The sequence below is a fragment of the Serratia sp. EWG9 genome (assembly GCF_019913725.1).
GTDB lineage: Bacteria > Pseudomonadota > Gammaproteobacteria > Enterobacterales > Enterobacteriaceae > Serratia > Serratia ureilytica.
On record NZ_JADNRO010000001.1, the window covers coordinates 796,669 to 818,705 of the forward strand.

30 protein-coding genes and 1 pseudogene are annotated in these 22,037 nt (G+C 59.2%); 16 read left to right on the forward strand and 15 right to left on the reverse strand.

Going from position 1 to position 22,037, the window contains the following annotated elements; genetic code table 11:
• Positions 1-3: 3 nt before the first annotated feature.
• Both puuC and ITX55_RS03745 read left to right on the forward strand, forming a co-directional pair.
• A complete protein-coding gene (gene puuC, locus ITX55_RS03740; RefSeq protein WP_108680562.1) occupies positions 4-1,500 on the forward strand; it encodes an aldehyde dehydrogenase PuuC in 1,497 nt (498 codons plus the stop codon).
• An 11-nt stretch (positions 1,501-1,511) separates the two neighbouring features.
• A complete protein-coding gene (locus ITX55_RS03745; protein WP_016928043.1) occupies positions 1,512-2,792 on the forward strand; it encodes an FAD-binding oxidoreductase in 1,281 nt (426 codons plus the stop codon).
• A 43-nt stretch (positions 2,793-2,835) separates the two neighbouring features.
• Here the strand turns inward: ITX55_RS03745 and ITX55_RS03750 are convergent, their stop codons facing one another.
• Positions 2,836-3,591, reverse strand: coding sequence for an SDR family NAD(P)-dependent oxidoreductase (locus ITX55_RS03750; protein ID WP_033652086.1), 756 nt, complete (start codon positions 3,589-3,591; stop codon positions 2,836-2,838).
• 312 nt (positions 3,592-3,903) lie between these two features.
• Positions 3,904-4,332, reverse strand: coding sequence for a universal stress protein (locus tag ITX55_RS03755; protein ID WP_072627746.1), 429 nt, complete (start codon positions 4,330-4,332; stop codon positions 3,904-3,906).
• Between the two features lie 253 nt (positions 4,333-4,585).
• On the opposite strand from ITX55_RS03755, the gene ITX55_RS03760 reads away from it, so the two are divergent.
• Entirely contained in the window at positions 4,586-5,263 is a 678-nt protein-coding gene (locus ITX55_RS03760; protein WP_016928046.1) for an isochorismatase family protein, read from the forward strand.
• A 213-nt stretch (positions 5,264-5,476) separates the two neighbouring features.
• On the opposite strand, the pseudogene ITX55_RS03765 reads toward ITX55_RS03760, so the two are convergent.
• Both ITX55_RS03765 and cspA read right to left on the reverse strand, forming a co-directional pair.
• A pseudogene (locus tag ITX55_RS03765) lies at positions 5,477-5,555 on the reverse strand.
• Between the two features lie 114 nt (positions 5,556-5,669).
• The gene (cspA, locus tag ITX55_RS03770) at positions 5,670-5,882 is read right to left on the reverse strand and encodes an RNA chaperone/antiterminator CspA (protein ID WP_004941268.1); all 213 of its coding nucleotides are present in this window, start codon (positions 5,880-5,882) and stop codon (positions 5,670-5,672) included.
• Between the two features lie 579 nt (positions 5,883-6,461).
• Here cspA and ITX55_RS03775 point away from each other — a divergent pair.
• Complete coding sequence (locus ITX55_RS03775; protein ID WP_223523961.1) at positions 6,462-6,842, forward strand: hypothetical protein; 381 nt, start codon at positions 6,462-6,464, stop codon at positions 6,840-6,842.
• Between the two features lie 9 nt (positions 6,843-6,851).
• On the opposite strand, the gene ITX55_RS03780 is transcribed toward ITX55_RS03775, so the two are convergent.
• Positions 6,852-7,496 (reverse strand): Qnr family pentapeptide repeat protein, encoded by a 645-nt coding sequence (locus ITX55_RS03780; RefSeq protein WP_033642796.1) that lies wholly within the window; start codon positions 7,494-7,496, stop codon positions 6,852-6,854.
• A gap of 204 nt (positions 7,497-7,700) precedes the next feature.
• Positions 7,701-7,910 (reverse strand): hypothetical protein, encoded by a 210-nt coding sequence (locus ITX55_RS03785; RefSeq protein ID WP_004941260.1) that lies wholly within the window; start codon positions 7,908-7,910, stop codon positions 7,701-7,703.
• A 141-nt stretch (positions 7,911-8,051) separates the two neighbouring features.
• Between ITX55_RS03785 and ITX55_RS03790 the strand changes: the two genes are divergently transcribed.
• Positions 8,052-8,402: a GFA family protein gene (locus ITX55_RS03790; RefSeq protein WP_016928050.1), complete on the forward strand. Its 351-nt coding sequence runs from the start codon at positions 8,052-8,054 to the stop codon at positions 8,400-8,402.
• Positions 8,403-8,415: 13 nt separating this feature from the next.
• Here the strand turns inward: ITX55_RS03790 and ITX55_RS03795 are convergent, their stop codons facing one another.
• From ITX55_RS03795 to ITX55_RS03815, 5 genes are all read right to left on the reverse strand, one after another.
• On the reverse strand, positions 8,416-9,588 hold the full coding sequence (locus ITX55_RS03795) for a Gfo/Idh/MocA family protein (RefSeq protein WP_033652084.1): 1,173 nt from the start codon (positions 9,586-9,588) through the stop codon (positions 8,416-8,418).
• A 14-nt stretch (positions 9,589-9,602) separates the two neighbouring features.
• Positions 9,603-10,526 (reverse strand): TIM barrel protein, encoded by a 924-nt coding sequence (locus tag ITX55_RS03800; protein ID WP_182073933.1) that lies wholly within the window; start codon positions 10,524-10,526, stop codon positions 9,603-9,605.
• Positions 10,527-10,712: 186 nt separating this feature from the next.
• The gene (locus ITX55_RS03805) at positions 10,713-11,744 is read right to left on the reverse strand and encodes a LacI family DNA-binding transcriptional regulator (RefSeq protein ID WP_046898570.1); all 1,032 of its coding nucleotides are present in this window, start codon (positions 11,742-11,744) and stop codon (positions 10,713-10,715) included.
• A 72-nt stretch (positions 11,745-11,816) separates the two neighbouring features.
• A complete protein-coding gene (locus ITX55_RS03810) occupies positions 11,817-12,233 on the reverse strand; it encodes a DUF2000 domain-containing protein (RefSeq protein WP_004941246.1) in 417 nt (138 codons plus the stop codon).
• A 98-nt stretch (positions 12,234-12,331) separates the two neighbouring features.
• A complete protein-coding gene (locus ITX55_RS03815; RefSeq protein WP_072627748.1) occupies positions 12,332-12,790 on the reverse strand; it encodes a hypothetical protein in 459 nt (152 codons plus the stop codon).
• A 232-nt stretch (positions 12,791-13,022) separates the two neighbouring features.
• On the opposite strand from ITX55_RS03815, the gene ITX55_RS23975 reads away from it, so the two are divergent.
• Both ITX55_RS23975 and ITX55_RS23980 read left to right on the forward strand, forming a co-directional pair.
• Positions 13,023-13,589 carry an MFS transporter gene (locus ITX55_RS23975; protein ID WP_255612184.1) on the forward strand — a complete coding sequence of 189 codons (567 nt, stop codon included), beginning with the start codon at positions 13,023-13,025 and terminating at the stop codon, positions 13,587-13,589.
• A gap of 38 nt (positions 13,590-13,627) precedes the next feature.
• Complete coding sequence (locus ITX55_RS23980) at positions 13,628-14,230, forward strand: hypothetical protein (RefSeq protein WP_255612185.1); 603 nt, start codon at positions 13,628-13,630, stop codon at positions 14,228-14,230.
• A gap of 72 nt (positions 14,231-14,302) precedes the next feature.
• Here ITX55_RS23980 and ITX55_RS03825 read toward each other — a convergent pair whose 3' ends face one another.
• Positions 14,303-14,440 (reverse strand): hypothetical protein, encoded by a 138-nt coding sequence (locus ITX55_RS03825; RefSeq protein WP_016928056.1) that lies wholly within the window; start codon positions 14,438-14,440, stop codon positions 14,303-14,305.
• 295 nt (positions 14,441-14,735) lie between these two features.
• On the opposite strand from ITX55_RS03825, the gene ITX55_RS03830 reads away from it, so the two are divergent.
• Together ITX55_RS03830 and ITX55_RS03835 are read left to right on the forward strand one after the other, a co-directional pair.
• On the forward strand, positions 14,736-15,851 hold the full coding sequence (locus ITX55_RS03830) for an AI-2E family transporter (protein WP_033652078.1): 1,116 nt from the start codon (positions 14,736-14,738) through the stop codon (positions 15,849-15,851).
• A 92-nt stretch (positions 15,852-15,943) separates the two neighbouring features.
• Complete coding sequence (locus ITX55_RS03835; protein WP_042784289.1) at positions 15,944-16,156, forward strand: hypothetical protein; 213 nt, start codon at positions 15,944-15,946, stop codon at positions 16,154-16,156.
• Here ITX55_RS03835 and ITX55_RS03840 read toward each other — a convergent pair.
• Positions 16,153-16,572, reverse strand: coding sequence for a GNAT family N-acetyltransferase (locus tag ITX55_RS03840; protein ID WP_182073936.1), 420 nt, complete (start codon positions 16,570-16,572; stop codon positions 16,153-16,155). The genes ITX55_RS03835 and ITX55_RS03840 overlap by 4 nt on opposite strands.
• 146 nt (positions 16,573-16,718) lie before the next feature.
• Here ITX55_RS03840 and ITX55_RS03845 point away from each other — a divergent pair, with 146 nt between their 5' ends.
• Entirely contained in the window at positions 16,719-17,009 is a 291-nt protein-coding gene (locus ITX55_RS03845) for a hypothetical protein (RefSeq protein WP_042784287.1), read from the forward strand.
• 157 nt (positions 17,010-17,166) lie between these two features.
• On the opposite strand, the gene tolA is transcribed toward ITX55_RS03845, so the two are convergent.
• Positions 17,167-17,604, reverse strand: a complete 438-nt coding sequence (tolA, locus tag ITX55_RS03850; protein ID WP_197755970.1) for a cell envelope integrity protein TolA — start codon at positions 17,602-17,604, stop codon at positions 17,167-17,169.
• A 362-nt stretch (positions 17,605-17,966) separates the two neighbouring features.
• Between tolA and ITX55_RS03855 the strand changes: the two genes are divergently transcribed.
• The 3 genes from ITX55_RS03855 to uspF all read left to right on the forward strand — a co-directional run bounded on the left by ITX55_RS03855 (position 17,967) and on the right by uspF (position 19,107).
• A complete protein-coding gene (locus ITX55_RS03855; RefSeq protein WP_033642785.1) occupies positions 17,967-18,200 on the forward strand; it encodes a YgdI/YgdR family lipoprotein in 234 nt (77 codons plus the stop codon).
• A 12-nt stretch (positions 18,201-18,212) separates the two neighbouring features.
• Positions 18,213-18,440 (forward strand): YgdI/YgdR family lipoprotein, encoded by a 228-nt coding sequence (locus ITX55_RS03860; protein WP_019454813.1) that lies wholly within the window; start codon positions 18,213-18,215, stop codon positions 18,438-18,440.
• A gap of 217 nt (positions 18,441-18,657) precedes the next feature.
• On the forward strand, positions 18,658-19,107 hold the full coding sequence (gene uspF / locus ITX55_RS03865) for a universal stress protein UspF (protein WP_042784284.1): 450 nt from the start codon (positions 18,658-18,660) through the stop codon (positions 19,105-19,107).
• A gap of 74 nt (positions 19,108-19,181) precedes the next feature.
• Here uspF and icd read toward each other — a convergent pair whose 3' ends face one another.
• Complete coding sequence (gene icd, locus ITX55_RS03870) at positions 19,182-20,435, reverse strand: NADP-dependent isocitrate dehydrogenase (RefSeq protein ID WP_015377612.1); 1,254 nt, start codon at positions 20,433-20,435, stop codon at positions 19,182-19,184.
• A 131-nt stretch (positions 20,436-20,566) separates the two neighbouring features.
• Here icd and rluE point away from each other — a divergent pair, with 131 nt between their 5' ends.
• The 3 genes from rluE to ITX55_RS03885 are packed head-to-tail and all read left to right on the forward strand — an operon-like array spanning position 20,567 to position 22,010.
• Positions 20,567-21,193, forward strand: a complete 627-nt coding sequence (rluE, locus tag ITX55_RS03875; protein ID WP_046686908.1) for a 23S rRNA pseudouridine(2457) synthase RluE — start codon at positions 20,567-20,569, stop codon at positions 21,191-21,193.
• 22 nt (positions 21,194-21,215) lie between these two features.
• The gene (locus ITX55_RS03880) at positions 21,216-21,554 is read left to right on the forward strand and encodes a lysozyme inhibitor LprI family protein (RefSeq protein WP_108680552.1); all 339 of its coding nucleotides are present in this window, start codon (positions 21,216-21,218) and stop codon (positions 21,552-21,554) included.
• A 9-nt stretch (positions 21,555-21,563) separates the two neighbouring features.
• Positions 21,564-22,010, forward strand: coding sequence for an NUDIX hydrolase (locus tag ITX55_RS03885; RefSeq protein WP_060387611.1), 447 nt, complete (start codon positions 21,564-21,566; stop codon positions 22,008-22,010).
• Positions 22,011-22,037 lie beyond the last annotated feature (27 nt).

A 22,037-nucleotide genomic window follows, 5' to 3' on the forward strand; every position in this document is an offset into this window, starting at 1 on the left:
GGCATGAACTTTCACCATTTGCAGTATTGGCAACAACGGGCGCAGGCCCTGAAGATTGAGCACCAGCTGTTTATCGACGGCCGCTACCAGCCGGCCGCCGCGGGGAAACGTTTCGCCGTCGAAGATCCCGCCGGTCGCCGTGAGCTGGCGCAGGTCGCGCGCGGCGAAGCCGCCGACATCGATCGGGCGGTCAGCGCGGCGCGCGCCGCCTTTGAACGCGGCGACTGGGCCCAGGCCGCGCCGGCGCAGCGCAAAGCCACGCTGCTGCGCTTCGCCGAGCTGATGGAACAGCATCACGAAGAGCTGGCGCTGCTGGAAACGCTGGACACCGGCAAACCGATTCGTCACAGCCTGCGCGACGACGTGCCGGGCGCTATCCGCTGCATCCGCTGGTACGCCGAAGCGATCGATAAGGTGTACGGCGAAATCGCCCCTACCGGTCGCGACGCGCTGGCGCTGATCGAACGCGAGCCGATCGGCGTGGTCGGCGCCATCGTGCCCTGGAACTTCCCGTTGCTGCTGGCCTGCTGGAAGCTCGGCCCGGCGCTGGCCGCCGGCAACAGCGTGGTGCTCAAACCCTCCGAAAAGTCGCCGCTGAGCGCCATCCTGCTCGGCAAACTGGCGCAACAGGCCGGGCTGCCGGACGGCGTGCTGAACGTGGTGCCCGGCTACGGCCACGACGCCGGCAAGGCGCTGGCGCTGCACCGCGACGTCGACGCCCTCACCTTTACCGGCTCTACGCTGGTGGCGAAACAGCTGATGATTTACGCCGGCGAATCGAACATGAAACGCGTCTGGCTGGAGGCCGGCGGCAAAAGCGCCAACATCGTCTTCGCCGACTGCCCGGATCTGGATCAGGCCGCCCGCAGCGCCGCCGCCGGCATCTTCTACAATCAGGGGCAGGTGTGCATCGCCGGCACTCGCCTTTTGGTCGAAGCGAGCATTGAGCAAGCGTTCCTGCAGGCGCTGCGCAAACACGCGGCGGCCTTCGTGCCCGGCGATCCGCTCGATCCCGACACGGTGATGGGCACGCTGATCGACAGCGGCCACTGCGAGAAAGTGGCCGGCTATATCGATCGGGGGCTGAGCCAGGGCGCCGCGCTGTTCCTCGACGGGCGCGACCATCCGCAGGGCGACCACGCCGGCTATCTGGGGCCGACCATCCTCACCCAGGTGGACAATGCCATGAGCGTGGCGCGCGATGAAATCTTCGGCCCGGTGCTGGCGGTGACGGCGTTCGACGACGAGCAACAGGCGCTGCAGCTGGCCAACGACAGCGACTACGGCCTCGGTGCCGCGGTCTGGACCCGCGATCTGGCGCGCGCGCACCGCATGGCGCGCCAACTGAAGGCCGGTACGGTGTTCGTCAACAACTACAACGACGGCGACATGACCGTGCCGTTCGGCGGTTACAAGCAAAGCGGCAACGGCCGCGACAAATCGCTGCATGCGCTGGACAAATTCACCGAATTGAAAACCACCTGGATCTCGCTGGAATAAGGGCTTACATCATGACTGAACACGTAAAAAGCTATTATGCGGCCACGGCCAACGCACATCAGCCCTATCCGCAACTGAATGAATCGATCGAGTGCGACGTCTGCGTGATCGGCGGCGGCTATACCGGCCTCTCCTCCGCGCTGTTCCTGGTGGAAGCCGGTTACGACGTGGTGGTGTTGGAAGCGGCGCGCATCGGTTTCGGCGCCAGCGGCCGCAACGGCGGCCAGTTGGTCAACTCTTACAGCCGCGACATTGATGTGATTGAAGAGCGTTACGGCGCGGAAAGCGCCCGCCTGCTCGGCAGCATGATGTTCGAAGGCGCGGAGATCATTCGCAGCCGCATCAGCCGCTACGCCATCGACTGCGACTACCGCCCCGGCGGCATCTTCGCCGCCCTGAACAACAAGCAGTTCCATGCGCTGATCGAGCAAAAACGCAACTGGGAGCGCTACGGCAATACCCAGCTTGAACTGCTCGACGCGGACCGGGTGCGCCAGGAGATCGCCAGCGATCGTTACGTCGGCGCGCTGCTCGATCACAGCGGCGGCCACATCCATCCGCTCAATCTGGCGCTGGGCGAGGCCGAGGCGATTCGCCTGCAGGGCGGGCGCATCTTCGAGCAATCGGCGGTGACGAACATTCGCCACGGCGAACCGGCGCTCATCAGCACCGCCAATGGCCAGGTGAAGGCGCGCTTCGTCATCGTCGCCGGCAACGCCTATCTGGGCGATAAGCTGGAGCCGCGGCTGGCCAAGCGCAGCATGCCGTGCGGTACCCAGGTGGTGACCACCGAACCGCTGGCGCCGGAGATAGCGCAGGCGCTGATCCCGCAGAATTACTGCGTGGAGGACTGCAACTACCTGCTGGATTACTACCGCATCACCGCCGATCATCGTCTGCTGTACGGCGGCGGCGTGGTGTACGGCGCGCGCGATCCGGACGACATCGATAACCTGATCCGGCCGAAGCTACTGAAGACCTTCCCGCAGTTGAAAGGGGTGCGTATCGACTATCGCTGGACCGGCAACTTCCTGCTGACGCTGTCGCGCATGCCGCAGTTCGGCCGGCTGGAGAATAACGTGTACTACATGCAGGGATACAGCGGCCACGGCGTAACCTGCACCCATCTGGCGGGCAAGCTGATCGCCGAGCTGATGCGCGGCGACGCCGAACGCTTCGACGCCTTCGCCAAGCTGCCGCACCTGCCGTTCTTCGGCGGACGCAATCTGCAGATCCCGTTCACCGCCATCGGCGCGGCCTACTACACGCTGCGCGATCGCATCGGCGTCTAAAACAACAGGCCCAGTCATAATGGCCGGGCCTGCGCATTAACGCTTAGACGATCTTCGGTTGGCCGTCCGAGGCGGTCGCCCCGCCATCGACCGGAATGTTGGCGCCATTGATAAAGCTGGCGTCGTCGCTGGCCAGAAACGCCATCACCGCCGCCACTTCTTCCGGCTCCGCCGCACGCCCCAGCGCGATGCGCTCATTGAACTTGTCGCGGATCTCCTGCGGCCAGCCGTTGGTCATGTTGGTTTTGACCAGGCTCGGGCAGACCGAGTTGATGCGCACGCCGTCACCGCCGTGATCCAGCGCCATGGCGCGCGTCAGGTTAACCACCGCGCCTTTCGCCGCGCAGTAATAGGCCGCGCCCCAGTCACCGCCCAGGCCAGACACCGATGCGGTATTGACGATGCAGCCTTTGGTTTTCAGCAAGTGCGGCAAGGCGAATTTGGAACAGAACACCACGCCGTCGATATCGACCCCGGCGATGCGACGCCAGTCGTCAATGCTGGTTTCCAGCACGCTGCCCGCCACGTGTACGCCGGCGTTGTTCAGCAGGACGTCGATGCGGCCCATTTTTTCCGCCACCTCGTTCATCATTTTTTCAACCGCCACGTGATCGGAAACGTCGATATGCACCGCCATCGCACGGCCCTTCGGCAGCGAAGCGGCAACCTTGTCTACCGCTTCCTTGGCCCAGTCGGCCAGCACCACAATGGCGCCCTCGGCGGAGAAACGCCGCGCCGCCGCTTCCCCCATGCCATTGCCCGCACCGGTGATAACCACGACTTTATTGTCAAAACGCATGAGACCTCCTCCATGTAAACGCATTTATATAAGTCATACAAATCTCATTGCCCGAGGATAAGACGCAGGCTCCCTGAGAGCCAGTCAAAACGTGCGGTTTATTAACCAAAAGGAGGTATGTGAGTCATTTCAATGCGCTGGGTTAATCTTTATCGGATTTTGGCCAACATATTGATGGAAATAATAAAATTGCGGCCAGTCACTATTTTCCTGGCGGATTGTCAGCAAGCGGGATTATTGCGGATAGACGGTTATGGCCGCTCAGAGATAAGCGATGCGAATGAAAAAAGCAGCCACCCGCCGGCGCCGCGACTATTTTTTCTCGATGGGGATCACCAGCAGATCGACGTTCAACTCATTGATCGCCTGACGCGTCGAAGAGAGCAACCGGCTCCAGACATCGTGGTGATGGCCGAAGATCACCAGATCGAACCCTTTTTCCTTCGCCACCCGATTCAGCTCTTCCGTCAATGCGCCACGGCTGACGATCACCTCTTCCACCGGATAGGAAGACTGCCCTTTGATCGCATTGAGCATATTCTTCACCCGCTCCGAAAACGTGCGATCGGTGTAGTTGTAATCTCCCACGCCCAGATCGACATAATAACCGGCGCGGTGAATATCGATATAAATCAGTGAAAGTTTGGCCTGGAGCGCGGCGGCCAACCTGGCGCCCTTGCCCAACAGGAACTCGGCGTCTTCGCTGAGATCCGTGGCGACAACGATATGCTGATAAGCCATGACGGCGGCCCTCCGCGTCAAACCCATGAACAGGATGGCGTTCCTTGCCGCATGTTTCTCATGCACCTTAAGTTTAGCCCAGCGCCGGCCCCCTCGCCTGCTGCAGTGTCGTTCTATTAATGGAACGATGCATCCCGGCTTTAGGCTCTACCGGATTTATCTCCTCTCTCTACACTGTAGGCAAGTGCTGAGTTTCAGCCTTATCAATCAAAGAAGATACCCACTGACCTCACGACGAGAAAAGGAAAATACCATGAGCACTCCAGCCAACTTCAACGGCCAGCGTCCTGTTATTGATGCTAATGACGCGGTCATGCTCCTGATCGACCACCAGAGCGGTCTGTTTCAGACCGTCGCCGATATGCCGATGACCGAACTGCGCGCTCGCGCCGCCGCCCTCGCCAGCATCGCCACCCTCAGCAAACTGCCAGTGATCACCACCGCCTCGGTGCCGCAGGGCCCCAACGGCCCGCTGATCCCGGAGATTCACCAGAATGCGCCGCACGCGCAATACGTCGCCCGTAAAGGGGAAATCAACGCCTGGGACAACCCGGACTTCGTGGCGGCGGTCAAAGCCACCGGCCGCAAAACCCTGATCATCGCCGGCACCATCACCAGCGTCTGCATGGCCTTTCCGTCCATCAGCGCGGTGGCCGAAGGCTATAAGGTCTTCGCGGTGATCGACGCCTCCGGCACCTACTCGAAAATGGCGCAGGAAATTACCCTGGCGCGCGTGGTACAGGCGGGCGTGGTGCCGATCGACACCGCCGGCGTCGCCTCCGAGCTGCAGGGCAGCTGGAACCGCGCCGACGCTCAGCAGTGGGCCGAGGTCTACACCAAAATCTTCCCGGCCTATCAGCTGCTGATCGAGAGCTACCTCAAGGCGCAGGACGTGGTGAAAAATAACGAACTGCTGGACTCGCAACGTTAAGATCGCGGGTATAAAAAACCCCGGCCAAGGCCGGGGCTATTAATCGTGTGCCGGTGACTTTCCCGGCTGTCATGTTATGGCGTAAGCGTCCATCCCACACTCCAACATTACGCAGACTAAGCGCGACTTTTTCACAACAGAAAAATAGACTGAAACGCGGCGTTATTAATTCTGCGGCAATCTGTTTTTCTGTTGCCAATAATCATTAATTATTGGAACGTCATCGAGGAATCGAACCCCAGTCCGCCAACGAATAATTTCGCTGCCGCTCTTCCTGCTGAGCTAATGACGTATCGAGAAAGACTCCGGGCGAACCCGGAGTTTATTCAGGCTGAGGATTTCATTGCTTAACTGCTCCGGCTTAAACCATCATCGCTGTCGTAAGACATTGCACCTCGGCCAAAAATTATAACGCGACCACGTTGCCGGCAGAAGGCCCCTTCATGCCATTTTCGATAGTGAACTCAACCTGTTGGCCTTCGTCCAGCGTTTTGAAATCGTTGCTCTGGATAGCGGAGAAGTGTACGAACACATCTTTGCCGCCGTCTGCCGGGGTGATAAAGCCAAAGCCTTTACCTGCATCAAACCATTTTACCAAACCAGTCATTTTATTGGACATAGAGATATTTCCTTTATATTTTTGCGACGCCATAGGGCGATAGAGGTCTGTTTTTATTGGAAACTTATGGGGCACTAGAGAAGAGAATTCGCGGAAGAAGAGGTATCTGAGGGATATCGCTAATACTGAGAACTGCTTTACTAAAACTGCTTTCATAAGGTCTGTACTACAAACCGATGACGCTATTTACACACAGCTAAATTATTTAAGCAAGATATATTTTAAATTATATTCATCTGCCTCATAAATTTATTACCGCAAAGCACCGCCTGCATCTGCCGCCAGCTCAGGGTTTTCGGCGCGGCGTTCGGGGTGAAAAATAACGAACGATTGGACTCACCGCGCCGGGGCCGATCATGAACGCGCAAACAGCCGCCGATTCCGCGTTCTGCTCTTCCCTTCACGCGAAACTACTCCCTGCTATAACACTGAAGAAAACCGCTTAATCGTCATGAAAGAGAAATAAAAGCTTAATAAATCAATCTGTTCTCGACACTGGCGCATTATCGTTGTTAGGATAATTATTTTACTTTACAGGAAATGACCTCAAGGATGGCTATGATGGGCAAAAGAACACTGATGCTGACGGCGCTGACGCTCAGTTTGGCGGGCTGCCAGCCGGCACCGCCAAGCTATGTGGAAAACGCGAACGCCTTGATAGCCAAACAAATCAGCGCGATTGGCCCGCAAGCGGCGCAGTGCAAATTTGCCCAAGACGGCGATTATTGGATTTCGGCTTGCTCATTGGGCAACGCGCGCCACGCGCCGGTATTCGCCTTGTTCGAGCAGGAAGGCGTCATGCAGGCTAACGACAATCTGGCGATCGCCGTCGTGCCGCTCAACGAGCAAGCTCGGCACTTTGTGCGCGATCCGCGTTTCACTATCCCGGTAATGCAACGCCGCATTCCCGTGGACGCGGATCAAGCGTTCAATCGCTTATTTGCCCAACCATCGCGCTAACCCTCCCCTTCAGCCGATGATTGCGATCCCCAGCCGCTCCAGCAGTTGAGCGGCCTGGTGACTGTCCATTTTAACGCCCTGCAGATCGGTGGTGCGCAAATCCAACTCGCCCAGTTCCGCGTTGCTCAGATCGCACTGGGTGACATCGGCGGCGCGCCAGTCAAAACCGGAGAATTCGCCGCCGGACAGATCGGAGCCGCTGAAGCTGGCGCCGAGCACCTGCGCGCCGTGCCAACGGTTTTCCCACAGCTCGCATTTCTCCAACACCACTTTGGCAAAATTGGCGTAGCTCAGGTTGCTCTTGGTGATATAGGCGCTGCAAAACCAGGTGCGGCTGGTGATCATATTCATAAAGCTGGCGCCGCGAAAATCTGCTCCCTGCGCGCGACATTCGCGGATCTCCAACCCCAATGCGTCAACGTGGCGGAAATCGGCCATCGATAAATCGCAGCTTCTAAAACTCGCGTCTTTCAGGATCGCGCGGCTGAAGTTACCGCCCTGTCGGCTCTCGCGATCGTAAAATTGACAGCCGATAAATTCGGTGCCGGTCAGATCGGCGCCCGAAAAATCACACAGCATAAAGCTGCCGTTTTCAATTTTTTCGCCGGTAAAGCGGTTACGCGCGATCTTCTCACCCTTCAGCGCCAGGCTCATTGCAACACCCCTGTTTATTTATACAGTCAGTGCAGCATTTAATCCTATTCCGGCACGGTTGGCAACCGCCGTCGAGCAAAGGCGCGAGAGCGGAATATGAACGAGCACCTGATGATGGCTTGAGCCGCTGGCGTCGTAAAAGACCGCAGTAATCGGCGCAAAAAAAAACCGCCCGATACGGGCGGTTGACGTGACGGCGAACCGTTACTTCAGGGCTTCCTGAATAGCGTCGGCCATCGGGCCGATGTGCTTCTCCGCCGCCTTCAGCTGGAAATCCACGCCGTTGCCATCGTTGGTGTCTGACAGCGTAGCCTTGATAAGCTCCAGTGCCGCCTGCACCGCCACCAGCCGCTTGTGCTGTTCGTCCGTGACCGGTTCGGCGCCCATGTTTGCCGGATAGTAATGCTCTAACATCGCGATCTCCTTTTGATGACGTTAAACCTTAACCTACCAGAAAACCGCGCATTTATTAAGGAAACCGCGCCCGGCGCGGCCGAGTGACGATAAATTGCACTATACTGGGCAAACACTCTCCCCTGTTACAGGATCATCGCCATGTCATTCCAGGGAAGCTGCCACTGCGGCGCCGTCACCTTTACCGTGGACGCCGAACTGCCGACCGAAGCCCTCAGCTGCAACTGTTCGATTTGCCGCCGCAAAGGGCTGCTGCTGTCGTTCTTCCCCATCAGCGCTTTCACGCTCAACAGCGGTCAGGACCAGCTCAGCACCTACACTTTCAATCACCACAGGATCCGCCATCAGTTCTGCCGAGTCTGCGGAGCCCAGCCCTTCGCCTACGGCACCGCGCCAGACGGCGCCGCGATGTGCGCCGTTAACCTGCGTTGCGTGCCGGACGTCGCGCTGGATGCGTTACAGATCCACAGCTACGACGGGGCCAGCGTCTGAGCGAATCGCTCGCTCAGTCGAAGGCGACCCAGCCGGCGTCGGTTTCGGCGGATTGCACGCAGCGCGCCACCCACTTCACGCCCAGCGCGCCGGCCTGCACGTCCGGGTACCAGAAGTCGGCCAGGAAGGCTGCGTCGCGCCGATCGGTGGCGTCCATCGCCAGCGCGAAGCGGCGGTAGAGATTCGACCAGGCTTCAAACAGCCCCTCCGCATGGCCGCCGCCGATGCGATCGTCCGCCAGCGCCGACGCGGCGAGATACGGCATGCCGCGCTCCAGGATCCGCACCGGCTCGCCCTGCACTTCGAAGCGCAGCTGATTGGGTTGTTCATCCCACCACTCCAGGCTGGCCTTTTCACCGACAATGCGCACCTTTTGGCCATGCATCGAACCGCAGTTGACCGCCGAAGCCCACACGGAGCCGATGGCGCCGTTGTGATACTCCATCAGCACATAGGCGTTGTCCTCCAACGGCGCGCGCGACGGCACAAAGCTTTGTCGACTGCAGAGCAGCCGCCGGATCTTCAGCTGCGGCGCCATGGTTTCCGCCAGGAACAGCGTGTGGGTCGCCAGATCGCCCAGCACATAGCTGGGGCCGACAAAGCGCGGATCGACCCGCCAGCGAGTGCTGGGATTATCCTGCTCCACCGGCGCGGCGTGAAAGCCGTGGGCGAACTGCATATTCACCAGCCGAATTTCCCCCAGCCGGCCATCGGCAATCATCTGCCGCGCCTGCAAAATCATCTGGTGCCCGGCATAGCCGTAGGTCACGCCGATGACTTTGCGCTGCCGCTCGCACAGCGCCGCCAGCGCCTGCGCCTCTTCGACGCTGAAACACAGCGGCTTCTCGCATACCACGTGCAATCCCGCCTCCAGCGCCGCCCGGCAAATGGCGTAATGGGTGTTGTTCGGCGTGGCGATCGAGACCGCTTCGATGCCGTCCGCCCGCGCGGCTTCGGCGCGGAACATCTCGGCATAATCCGCATAACAGCGCTCCGCCGCCACGCCCAGACTCCGGCCAAAATCACGCCCGCGTTCGGCGTCAATGTCGAACGCGCCGGCCAACAGAGTAAACGCGCCGTCGCGCAAGGCCGCCGAACGGTGGATGTAACCGATCTGGCTGGTGCCGCCGCCGCCGACCATGCCCCAGCGCAACGATCTCGCCAAAGGTTTGCTGCCGTTGATCATCGTGTTTCTCCTGATTAAAAGCCGAGGCCGCGCAAGTAGCGCAAGCTGGCGGTGACGTCCTGCAGGCTGCCCTGCACATTGCGCGGATCGCGCTCCTGCTCGATAGTGATCCAGCCCCGGTATCCGCGCTCGGCCAACAGCGCGCGCAGCTGCGGATAATCGATCGCCCCGCTGCCCAACGGGCACATGACGCCCTCGGCGCAGGCGGTGAAGAAATCGACGCCGCGCGCCAGCACCTCGCGGAACACCTGCGGATCGACGTCTTTGAAGTGCAGATAATCGAGACGCTCAAAGTGCTTGCTCAGCCAGGCAGCCGGGTCCAGCCCGGCGTAATACAGATGGCCGGTATCCAGGCACAATCCGGCGGTGTGATGCGGAATGTCCGCCGCCAACCGGTCGATTTCGTCGGCGAACTCGATACAGCCGCCGGCGTGCGGATGCACCACCGGCCGCACGCCGTATTCCCGCCAGGCCAGTTCGCTGATGCGCGTAATGTGCCCAATCATCCTCTGCCACTCCCGCGGCGACAAACGCGGCGCTAAATCTGAACGCCCGGCGAACCTGGCGCGTTGCGGATTGCCGAAATCGATAATCACCAAGAACGGCGGCGCGGCGCGATCGCCCTCGGTCGGCTCAGCCCTGGGTGCCCGCGAGAGGTTGCGGCATATCCGATGAGTCAGGGCCAGCAGGCGCTCAATGTTCGCCTCGCTGACCAGATCGTCAAAAATCGTACCGGCCACCAGCGACAGGCGATGCTGCTCCAGCGCGGCACACAGCGCCTCGCTCTGCGTCGGCAGATAGCCCCACGGCCCCAGCTCGATGCTGCGGTAGCCGGCCGCCGACGCTTCTTGCAGAACCGTGGCATAGGGCGGCAAATGGGGGTTGTTAGGATCATCCACGCCCCAACTGCAGGGCGCATTGGCGATAGGCAAAGTCATGGCGACGGCTCCTTTTTTGCGGGGAATGCCGGCAGTATCAAACAAAAATTCCAAAATCATCAATAATGAAAATTTTATTTTTTGATAGAGATCGCGCTATTTTTGATAAATTATTTGATAGTTTTTAATCAAATCCAGGCGGCGCCTGGCTGCGCCCTGACCTCGGCAACCACCACTCAGCGGCCGTCAGAGGTTTTCTTTGGTGATCACATCGAAGCGATTAATGATGTGGCGTAATCCCGGTTGTTCATCGGCGGCGAGTAACGTCTCGACGATCGTGGCGGCCAATTCGGGAATGCGGTGGCACAGCAGCAGATCCACCGTGCCGTCGAGCAGCGCCATTTCACCGCCCTGCACCGGGCCGTGGCACACCAGCGTGATGTCGCGCTGCCGGCCGCTCTCTCGCAACGCCTGAATAATGCCCTCCACACCGCCGCTCGGCGCGTAAAGCGCCGCCAGTTCCGGGTGGTTCGCCAGCAGTTCACGCGTGACCCGGCGCGCCGTTTCCGCGTCCTCAAGGCTGCGCACCGGTTCCAGCACTCGCTGGCCGCTCATCTGCTCACGCAGGTAGGAGCGAAAACCGATCTCGCAGGCTTCCTGGCAAGTAAAACGGTTGTCGCCGATGATCACGCCGACGTCGCCCTGACGCCGGCACAGACGATCCACCGCCCAGCCGGCGGTGCGGCCCGCTTTTTGATTATCCAGACCGATGTAGCCGGCGCGGCTGGGCACCGATAAATCCGACAGCAGCGCGAAAACGTTGATGCCCGCCTGGGCGGCTTCTTCTACGGCATAGTGGATCAGGGGATGATCCAGCGCCAGCACGCCGATCGCTTCCACCTGGCGGCTCAATTGGCTAATGGCGGCGGCGGTGTCGCCGATGGCATTGAGAGAGTGGAAGATGAACTGCGGCGGCTGACCCGGCTCATGATACGGCGCCGCTTGCGCCATCAGTTCATCAGCCAGTTGCGCATAGAAAGAGTGTTCGCGCCGCAGCAGGATAAACCCCATTCTCAGGCGGCGCTCCGGCCTGCCCAGCACCGCCGACAGGCAGTGGGACTTCTCCAACGCGAACCCCAACTTTTTCGCCGCCTCAATCACCCGGCGCTGGGTGGCGGGCCGCACCGACGCGCGTTGGTTGATCACCCGATCGACGGTGGCGATGCCGACCCGCGCCTCTCTGGCGATGGCCGCCATGGTGGTTTTCTTGCCGCTCATGTTCATCTCCATCAACGATTTGATGGAAAAATATCATAGCCGTTGCCGCCCCTGATGTGACGCCGTTCGCGATTAACGGTAGACGGAGAACTTCTTGGTGAGCGGCTTAAGCTGTTCAGTGTCGCCGTAGAGCGCTACTGCCACGAAGTCCAACTGCTCGTAGGGGGTATTGGCGGTGTCGGCGATCTGCTGCTCGGCGGAATGCGACAGCATGGTGGTGGTGAAGAAGTTGGACAGCACGCCCTCCTCCTTGCATTTGAGGATCAGGTTGCTGAGCTGGCTGCTGTTCTTGGCCTGCAGGATGACGATCGGGTAGTGGCTCATATTGGCGCTGACGCCGTCGAGGCTGCTCGGGTAGTGGTGAAACTCGCGCTGCTCGATAAGATCGGTGATGCCCGCCGTCAGATGGCAGGAGGCGTTAAACAGCGTGGCCGGTTCGTGGTTGCGGTTGAGGATGATGTAGAATTTTTTCTCGTTGTCGCTGTACATACTCTTCTCCTTGAATAGACAACCCTTTTTACCCAAGCCAAGGGCGGTTTTCAAGGCGAGATAAGGGCCGCGTCCGGCCCCGTGATAACGTTTCAGCCTCAGATCCCGCCTTCGCCCGGGCCCTGCGGCTGCGCCACCTGATGCAGCACGGTGATGTTCTGCAGGACAGTGCCGCCGTCGATCGGTTTCATCTGGCCGTCGCGATCTTTATAGTGCGTCGGTTTGGCCCCGTGGAAGAACAGGCCGGCGTTGACCTGCACGCCCAGATAACCGGCGCTTGGCGGCAGGCGCTGCACGTCGGTCCAGGGGTTGGAGACCGGCACGAACTGGAATCCCTCGCCCGTCTTCACATACAGCGGGCGCAGCAGCGTGACAAAGGCCATCAGCGGCGACAGCGCCTCTTTGAAGATCTGAACCGGCCGATCGACCGTCATCAGGAAGCCATGCGGCTGTTCCTCTACCGTGTCGAAGGTCAGGCTGCTGCTGATATCGTCACCCCGGCCGCCGTAGCTCCACTCCATCACCGGCGCTCCGTTTTCATTCATCATCTCTGACATACACTGCTCCTTATAAATAAAATTGATCGGGCACGCTCGCTGCGTGCCGGAACAGTAAACCGCTGAACGGGCACCCGCGTCCACGCAGGGCGGCACGCTGGCGAACCAAACAACGAGGCGCGCAAAATAAAGCTCGAAATGAATAATTTCCCCGCGTGACAGCGCAGCATTTGAACGACTTCTGTCGTAGCGCAGACGCATAGTGAGGGCGTTACCGCCACTGGAGAGTGTTATGACTGCGATTAAACCGGACGCCATCGACCGCGTTTCCCCCGCCGCCACGCCCTGGCTAGCCGTCATCAATGTGCTGTTCGCCGGCATCGCCGCGGCGCTGCACGTGGGCAAGGCCACCATTGCCTTGCCGGCGCTGCAGGCCGAGTTTGGCCGTTCACTGGAGACGCTAAGCTGGGTCATCTCGGCGTTTCCTTTCGTCGGGGTGTTCGGCGGCATCGCCGCCGGGCTGCTGGTGCGCCGCTGGGGCGATCGGCGCCTGCTGGCGCTGGGATTGCTGATCGTCAGCGCCGCCAGCTTTACCGGCGCCACGCTGCACGACTTCAGCGGCTTGATCGTCAGCCGCTTTGTCGAAGGCCTCGGCTTCGTCATCGTGGTGGTCGCCTCGCCGGCGGTGCTGAACCGCATCGTCGCCCCGGCGCAGCGCAGCCTGGTGTTCGGCATCTGGAGCACCTTCATGCCGGCGGGCATCGCCATTTCGCTGTTTTTCGGCCCTCACCTGGCGGGCTGGCAACAGAACTGGCAGGCCGGTGCGGCGCTGACGCTGCTGGCGCTGCTGCGCCGCTGACCACGCCGCGCCGCGCCGCCGACGCGCACGCTCCGCCGTTGCCGCTGCGGCAAGCGCTGGGCGCGATGCTGCGGGCGCGCCAGCCGCTGTTGCTGGCGCTGATGTTCACCGCTTACAACCTGCAGTTTTTCTCGGTGATGACCTTTTTACCGATCTTTCTGATGCAGCGCATCGGTCTGACGCTGGCGGCCGCCGGCGGCATCAGCGCGGCGGCGGTGGCCGTCAATATCCTCGGCAATCTCGCCGCCGGGTTCTTGCTGTCGCGCGGTCTGCGGGCCGGGAGCCTGCTCGCGGCCACCAGCCTGGTCATCGGCATCTTCGGCATCGGCATTTTCCTGCCGATGACGCCCAATGGCCTGCTGATCCCGCTGTGCTTCCTGTTCTGCGCCATCGCCGGCATGCTGCCCGCCACCATTCTGGCCGCCACGCCGGCGGCGACGCCAGAGCCCACGCTGCTGCCGCTGAGTCTGGGGTTGGTGATGCAGGGGAACTACCTCGGCCAGGTGATCGGCCCGGTCGCGCTGAGCGCCATCGTGGCCGCGGCCGGTTGGGCGGCGCCGGCTTGGCTGGTGCTGGCGGCGGCGGTGTCAGGGGCGGGATTAGCGCTGATTTATCGCCGCGGGCCACGCAATGCGGCGTAATGGCGCAATAATGAGAAAGGAGGTTCTATTTATTATTAGCGGTGCTGAATATTCCCTGGTGCGGGCGCGTGCTTATCGTGAAGGATAAGGCCAGTGATGATCCAGGCCCGACAATGACAAGGCGCCGGTCGCAACAAGATAAATCAGCAGACCGGCGAAAGCGATCAGCAATGCCTTTTCGATAACGGCAAGTCGTTTGTGTTCTGTCATTTGCATACTCCTGCGTGGTATCGGGCGAACGGCCGCCCTCATCAACACTAGAAAAGCCTGGCGCAGGGGGCAAGCGCAACACACAAAATGAAACACAATCAATAAATTTTGTTAACTATTTAGCGTTCTTTCTTTCCTTGCGCTGCCGCCTGAGCCTCGCGCGGCGCCCTCCTTTCCCCTTAGTAACCCTATGGAATACGCCGTTAAAAATCCCCTACCGGATAAGCAAAGGTAATGATAGTGTTGTTTTCATTCAGTTCATCTATGCTGAAAATTCATCTTTTGAGGGACGACTATGATGTCTAAAGGCATTTCCAAGGGATTCTTTATTCTGATCCTGTTCATCGTTACCGCCGCCTTTCTCGACGTGCTGGGGCCTTATTACTCCTCGGTGCTGTGGGCGGTTATTCTGGCGGTGATTTTCCATCCGGTGAAAAAGAAGTTGAAACAGTACGTCGGCGAACGCAACGGCGTGGTGTCGCTGCTGACGGTGGCGCTGATCTGCCTGATCGTGTTCACGCCGTTAGCGATCATCGCCTCATCGCTGGCGATGGAATTCAACATGATTTACACCAAGCTGCAGACCAACAACAGCCAATTGCCGACCATGCTTGCGGACTTCATGCGTCATCTGCCCGGCTGGGCGCAGCGCTTCCTGGCGGAACATAACCTCAACAGCGCCGCCGAGATCCAAAAACAACTTTCCGAGGTGGCGCTCAAGGGCGGGCAATACCTGGCGGGCAGCGTGTTCCTGATCGGCAAAGGCACCTTCAATTTCGTCGTCGGCTTCGGCGTGATGCTCTACCTGCTGTTCTTCCTGCTGAAAGACGGCCCGTACCTGGTGAACCTGGCGCTCGAAGCGCTGCCGCTCTCACAGCACGTGAAGCACCACCTGTTCGTGAAGTTCGCCGCCGTCTCCCGCGCCACCGTCAAGGGCACGGTGGTGGTCGCCGTGGTGCAAGGCGCGCTCGGCGGTCTGGCGTTTTACTTTACCGGCATCGACGGCAGCTTGCTGTGGGGCGCGCTGATGGCGTTCTTGTCGATCATCCCCGCCGTGGGCTCCGCCATCATCTGGGTGCCGGCGGTGATCTACTTCTTCGCCACCGGCATGCTGTGGAAAGGCATCTTCCTGGTGGTGTTCTTCGTGGTCGTAATCGGCCTGGTGGACAACATTCTGCGCCCGCTGCTGGTAGGCAAAGACACCAAAATGCCGGACTACCTGATCCTGATCTCCACCCTGGGTGGCATGGAGATTTACGGCATTAACGGCTTCGTCATCGGGCCATTGATCGCCGCGCTGTTCATCGCCTGCTGGAACATCCTGTCCGGTCGTGACAGCAAGGAAAACATCGAAGAGATCGACGAAGAATTCATCGAAGAAGGCAAGAATCATCCCGACGCGGCGGAGTAAGCCTCTCGCACCGTATCGCACCGGGGCCCGTTTGGGCCCCTTTTTTGTCTGTGGTATCCTTGCCGCGCTCACAAGGAAGAACGGGTTTCGTTGTGCTTATTCTCTACGCCACGCTGGCCATCGCCTTCACCCTGCTGTGCCTGCTGGCCTTTATCTCTTGCGCTTATCAGTTTTCGAAGCAGGGCGACGTCAAATTTTTGGCCTCGCTTTCCGTGCTGATCTTCGCGCTGCTGGCCTTCTATGCCGCTTATGGCTACGTCAGCACCTGGCTGCAACAGCAGGCGGTGGATGTCCGGCTGTATTAGCGCAGCGGGATGAAAAAGACCTGCTCCGGATCGCCGTCATCGAGATTGTCAATTTGGCCGCTGGCGACAAACCCGGCGTTCAACAGCAGCCGCTGCATCGACAGGTTGGAACGATTGGTGGAGGTGAACAGCTTCGGGTGCCGGCAGTGCAACTTAAGCGCCGCAATCAGCGCCTGCCCGACGCCCCGGCGGCGATAGCGCTCGCCGACCATCAGCATCTCGACAAAGCCGCAGCCGAAGAAGTGATAGTGCAGCACACCGTATCCCATCGCCATGCCCTGCTCCTCGGCAAGATAACAGACGCCCTGCCCGCACCAGGCGCGGATCTGCGCCGCGCGCTGCGGCTCGTATTCGGCGACGCTGTCGAGGGCGATCAGGGCTGCGGCATCGCTGTCGGTGGCCTGGCGAACAAACATGTTTTAATCCTCATGCTGATGGATAACGGCGATACCGCATCAACGAAACGGCAACCGCGGCGGGATAGTTTTTACATCCCGGTCGAATTTTGTAATCCTATTATAGAGTTACCAAAACACGCGCCAAGGAAGGAAAGCATTTCCCGATGAGCATACCGCAAATCTCCGCCGCCCTGCTGTTTACCCTGCTGCTGGCCGGCTGCCAGTTCCACAAAACCGTGTTCCCGCCGCCGTATATCGGCACCCCGCAAGAGATCGGCACCTACGAAGTGAAAGGGCTGACGTTCGTCACCACCGTCACCTTCAGCGGCCTGTTCGCCGAAGATCTGGTGCGCGAATACGCACAGAAACACCACTATCGCTACTATGTGGTAACGATGCGCAGCAACGGTTTTAAAGACCGAAGCGAGCGCGTGAGCGCGATGATGTATCGGTAGAGAGTGGCGCCACATGCCGTGAAATAATGCCGAAAAAACGGGCTTTAGCATGAGGAAGCGCTATACGAAATATTGCACAACCCAATACTCACAGGCCGCATGAAAATACGGCCTGTGACTTTGGTTTAATTGTCTGGCATCGCAGTGCCGTTTATTTTCACTGCGGGCGAAATTCCAACGTGCTGCTTTTGACCGCTTCGTAAACCGCGGCCGTTGGCGGTTTAGGCAAACGTGCATTGACGATTGCCTTTATCGCGGCCTGGCAAAGTTCCGGATCCCCTTGAACAGCCCGAATGCTGATCAGCATACCGTCCGGCGCCAGCTTGATGCTCAATGTGCAACGCTTGCCTGAGTAGGCTTCGGCATCTTTCAAATGGCTTTGAATCGCGGCCTGCAACTGGGCGATATAGTGTTCTTTCTCTTTTCCCGGCGCCTTTGGGTTGCCAAGGTTGGCGAAAAGATCGTCAACCTCTTTATTCACCGGATCGGTTTGGCTGGGGGCGGTGCTCTTGGCACACCCCGTTAATGCCAGCGCGAGCATCGCCGCCAATAATGTGGCGGCGCCGGTTTTAAAGCCTGAATGCGTGATTTTCATATCCCTGTCCTTATGGATGACTATCAGCCAAAATCAACGTGGTATTCGACAAGATCCCCGGCGCATACTTATACAGAATTAACGCCAAACCGCCAGAGACATTGCGAGTATCAAGCATCGGCATGCGGAGAATCGTGGGCCGATGATGACATGAAGCCATAGCGCCCCAGGCGGGGCGTACAGCTGAACACCCTGACCTATCGATAACCTTGTTATCCGAACGAGTAATCACTCCATCAATAAATTAAGTTATTCTTAATTTTTTATCCCATTAGAAGCGCTTTCAACCCTGGCAATCTGGAAAATCTGCCTATACTTACTTTCCTGATATTAAATTTGTTTAAGTAACCAGGATGGTAGGTATGAAAAGCAAACGCCCCTTTGCCGCGCTGCTGGCGGCAACAGCATTGATGTCCCTGGTGGGCTGCGCTTCCAATCAGGCGATCAAAACGACGGACGGTAAAACCATTGTTACCGACGGCAAGCCCCAGATCGATAAAGATACCGGATTGGTCTCCTATCGAAATGCTGAAACGGGCAAAACGGAACAGATCAATCGAGACCAGATTGCAAACATGAGTGAGTTGAATAACTAAAAGGAGCTTCAAATGAAAAAAGCGCTTGTTCTTCCCGCGATCGCCCTGGTAGCCATCGCCGCACTGTCAGGCTGCACACGCACCAGCTACGCTATTCATACCCACGATGGCCGAACGATCATCAGTGACGGCAAACCGAAAGAGACTTCTGCCGGGTTGATCGGGTATACCGACGCCAATGGCGTCAAACAGCAAATCAACAAGACGGAAGTCAAAGAGGTGTCGGAAATCCCTCATTAAGGTTCCGATAATCTGAGCCTGCTAAAACAAAGGGAGCCGATGGCTCCCTTTCTATTCAAACAGTAAGCGCGCCCATTGGCGTTTAACGATAACGTCGATAAACGCCTGACATTTCAGCAGACAACGTTGCCAGGTTTGCCATACGGATCTCCCCTTTCCCGGCGTCGAACGGCTATAATCCGATAAGTGGAGTTTTTTAAAACGATAAGGAGGGAGTATGTACAAAACTATTTTGGTTCCCGTGGATATTACCGAGCCGGAATTAACACAGCAGGTCATCCCGCATGTCAACGCGCTCGCCAGGCTCGAAGACTCCCACGTCCATTTCCTGGCGGTGATCCCGTCGCGCGCCACCTACGCGGCCTTCGGCTTTGCCGCCACGGCGGCGGTGGAAACCAAAGATGAAACCATTGCGATAGCGACCGAGGGGCTGGCGAAAGCGGCAAAACAATTCAGCGTACCCGAGGATCGAGTGACCACGCATGTCGCCGTCGGCGATCCCAAAGATCAGATCCTGGAACTCGCCGATGCGCTTAACGCGGAGATTATTGTGATGGGCTCCAACCGCCCTTCTGCAATGACTTACCTCCTCGGCTCGAATGCCACCGCGGTGGTGCGCCACGCCAATTGCCCGGTGCTGGTCGTGCGTGAATCGGCTAACGCTTAAAATCGCTTGCTCATTTGAACAATAAAAAAACGGGAGCCCTAAGGCTCCCGCTCTCATTCAAGCGCTGAACACACTTACATGTGTTTAACGATAGCGTCGCCAAACTCTGAACATTTCAGCAGTTTAGCGCCTTCCATCAGGCGTTCGAAGTCGTAGGTCACGGTTTTGGCCGCGATGGCGCCTTCCATGCCCTTAACGATCAGGTCAGCCGCTTCGAACCAGCCCATGTGGCGCAGCATCATCTCTGCGGACAGGATGATGGAGCCTGGGTTCACTTTGTCCTGGCCGGCGTACTTCGGCGCGGTGCCGTGAGTCGCTTCGAACAGCGCGCAGTCAGAGCCGATGTTGGCGCCCGGCGCGATGCCGATACCGCCTACCTGGGCCGCCAGGGCGTCGGAGATGTAGTCGCCGTTCAGGTTCATACAGGCGATCACGTCGTATTCCGCCGGGCGCAGCAGGATTTGCTGCAGGAAGGCGTCGGCGATCACGTCTTTAACCACGATCTCTTTGCCGGTGTTCGGGTTCTTGATCTTCAGCCATGGGCCGCCGTCGATCAGCTCGCCGCCGAACTCTTCGCGCGCCAGCTCATAGCCCCAATCCTTGAAGGCACCTTCGGTGAACTTCATGATGTTGCCTTTGTGAACCAGGGTCACGGAGTCGCGGTCGTTGGTGATGGCATATTCGATCGCCGCGCGCACCAGGCGTTTGGTCCCTTCTTCAGAGCATGGCTTCACGCCGATACCGCACTGCTCCGGGAAGCGGATTTTCTTCACGCCCATTTCGTCGCGCAGGAATTTGATCACTTTGTCCGCTTCGGCGGAGCCGGCTTTCCACTCGATGCCGGCGTAGATGTCTTCGGCGTTTTCGCGGAAGATCACCATGTCGGTCAGCTCAGGCTGTTTCACCGGGCTTGGGGTGCCCTGGTAGTAACGCACCGGGCGCAGGCACACGTACAGGTCCAGCTGCTGGCGCAGGGCCACGTTCAGAGAACGGATGCCGCCGCCGACCGGGGTGGTCAGGGGGCCTTTGATGGCGACGCGGTAGTCGCGGATCAGGTCCAGAGTTTCGTCCGGCAGCCACACGTCTTTACCGTAAACGTGGGTAGATTTTTCGCCGGTGTAGATTTCCATCCAGGAGATTTTACGTTCGCCGTGGTAAGCCTTTTTAACAGCCGCATCAACCACGTGGATCATGGCAGGAGTCACGTCAACGCCGATGCCGTCGCCTTCGATGAACGGGATGATCGGGTTATGAGGAACAACCAGTTTACCCTGGGCGTCAACCGTGATTTTTTTACCTTCTGCCGGAACAACTACTTTGCTTTCCATCAACCTCTCCTTCAAGCGCAATTTTGTTAATGCTTTGTAAGATGCGTGTAGATACTACTTGAATATTCGGTCCGCGCCAATCCGAAACGGATTCGGTTATAATGCGCTTATCATCCGTAATCTCAACTGTTATGAAAAAATTCTCTGTTAGAAATCACAACGTTAAACGATTCAGCAAGCCGAATGCCGCCAAACCCGCCGCGCCGAAGGGGCCGCGTCGAATTGTGTTATTCAACAAGCCCTTCGACGTGCTGCCGCAGTTCACCGATGAAGCCGGCCGCGCCACGCTGAAAGAGTACATCCCCTTCCCCGACGTTTACGCCGCCGGGCGCCTGGATCGCGACAGCGAAGGGCTGCTGGTGCTGACCAACGACGGCCAGCTGCAGGCGCAGCTCACCCAGCCGGGCAAGCGCACCGGCAAAATCTACTATGTGCAGGTCGAGGGCGCGCCGCAGGAAAGCGATCTGGCGCCATTGCGCTGCGGCGTTACGCTGAAAGACGGCCCCACGCTGCCCGCCGGGGTGGAGCTGGTAGCCGAGCCGCAGTGGCTGTGGCCGCGCAACCCGCCGATCCGCGAACGTAAATCCATCCCCACCAGTTGGCTGAAAATCACCCTGTTCGAAGGGCGAAACCGCCAGGTGCGTCGCATGACGGCGCATATCGGGTTCCCTACCCTGCGCCTGATTCGCTACAGTATGGGTAATCTTTCGCTGGGCTCACTGCAGCCTGGTGAATGGAAAAGCATTGATTCTCTGTAGACCGATAACTGATGGAGGCGCCATGAAATCCACGCTGCTCGCGCTGCTGCTCACCGCTCTGGCGGCCCCGTTTGCCGCCCAGGCCGCCAGCTTCGACTGCGCCAAGGCGGCAAGCCGCGATGAGCAAGCCATCTGCGCCAACCGCACGCTGAACGATTTGGATGTGCAAATGGCCACCCAATACCAATTCCTGCGCGGCCTGTTCGCCATGGGCGCGCGCGGTGCGATGCAGGACAGCCAGCAGGCCTGGCTGGCAAAACGCCAGCGGTGCGGCGGCGACACCGCCTGTCTGCTCAAAAGCTACCGCACCCGCATCGCCGAGCTGGACGATATCTATCGGCGCATCGACAAACCGCTGTAAGGAGACCGCATGTTCAAACCGCACGTCACCGTGGCCTGCGTGGTGCACGCCGCCGGCAAATTTTTAATTGTCGAAGAGACCATCAACGGCAAAGCGCTGTGGAATCAGCCGGCCGGCCATCTGGAGGCCGACGAGACGCTGGTGCAGGCCGCCGAGCGCGAGCTGTGGGAAGAGACCGGCATCCGCGCCACGCCGCAGGCGTTTTTACGTCTGCACCAATGGATTGCGCCGGATCGCACGCCGTTCCTGCGTTTTTGCTTCGTCATCGAGCTGGAACAGCCGCTGCCGACCGAGCCGCACGACAGCGATATCGATCGCTGCCTGTGGTTGAGCGCCGACGAGATTTTGCAGGCGCCCAACCTGCGTTCCGCGCTGGTGGCCGAGAGCATTCGCAGCTACCAGCAGCCGGAGCGCTACCCGCTGTCGCTGGTCGGCAGCTTCGCCTGGCCGTTTTAAGGGCACCGGGCAGCACAAGATGAACAG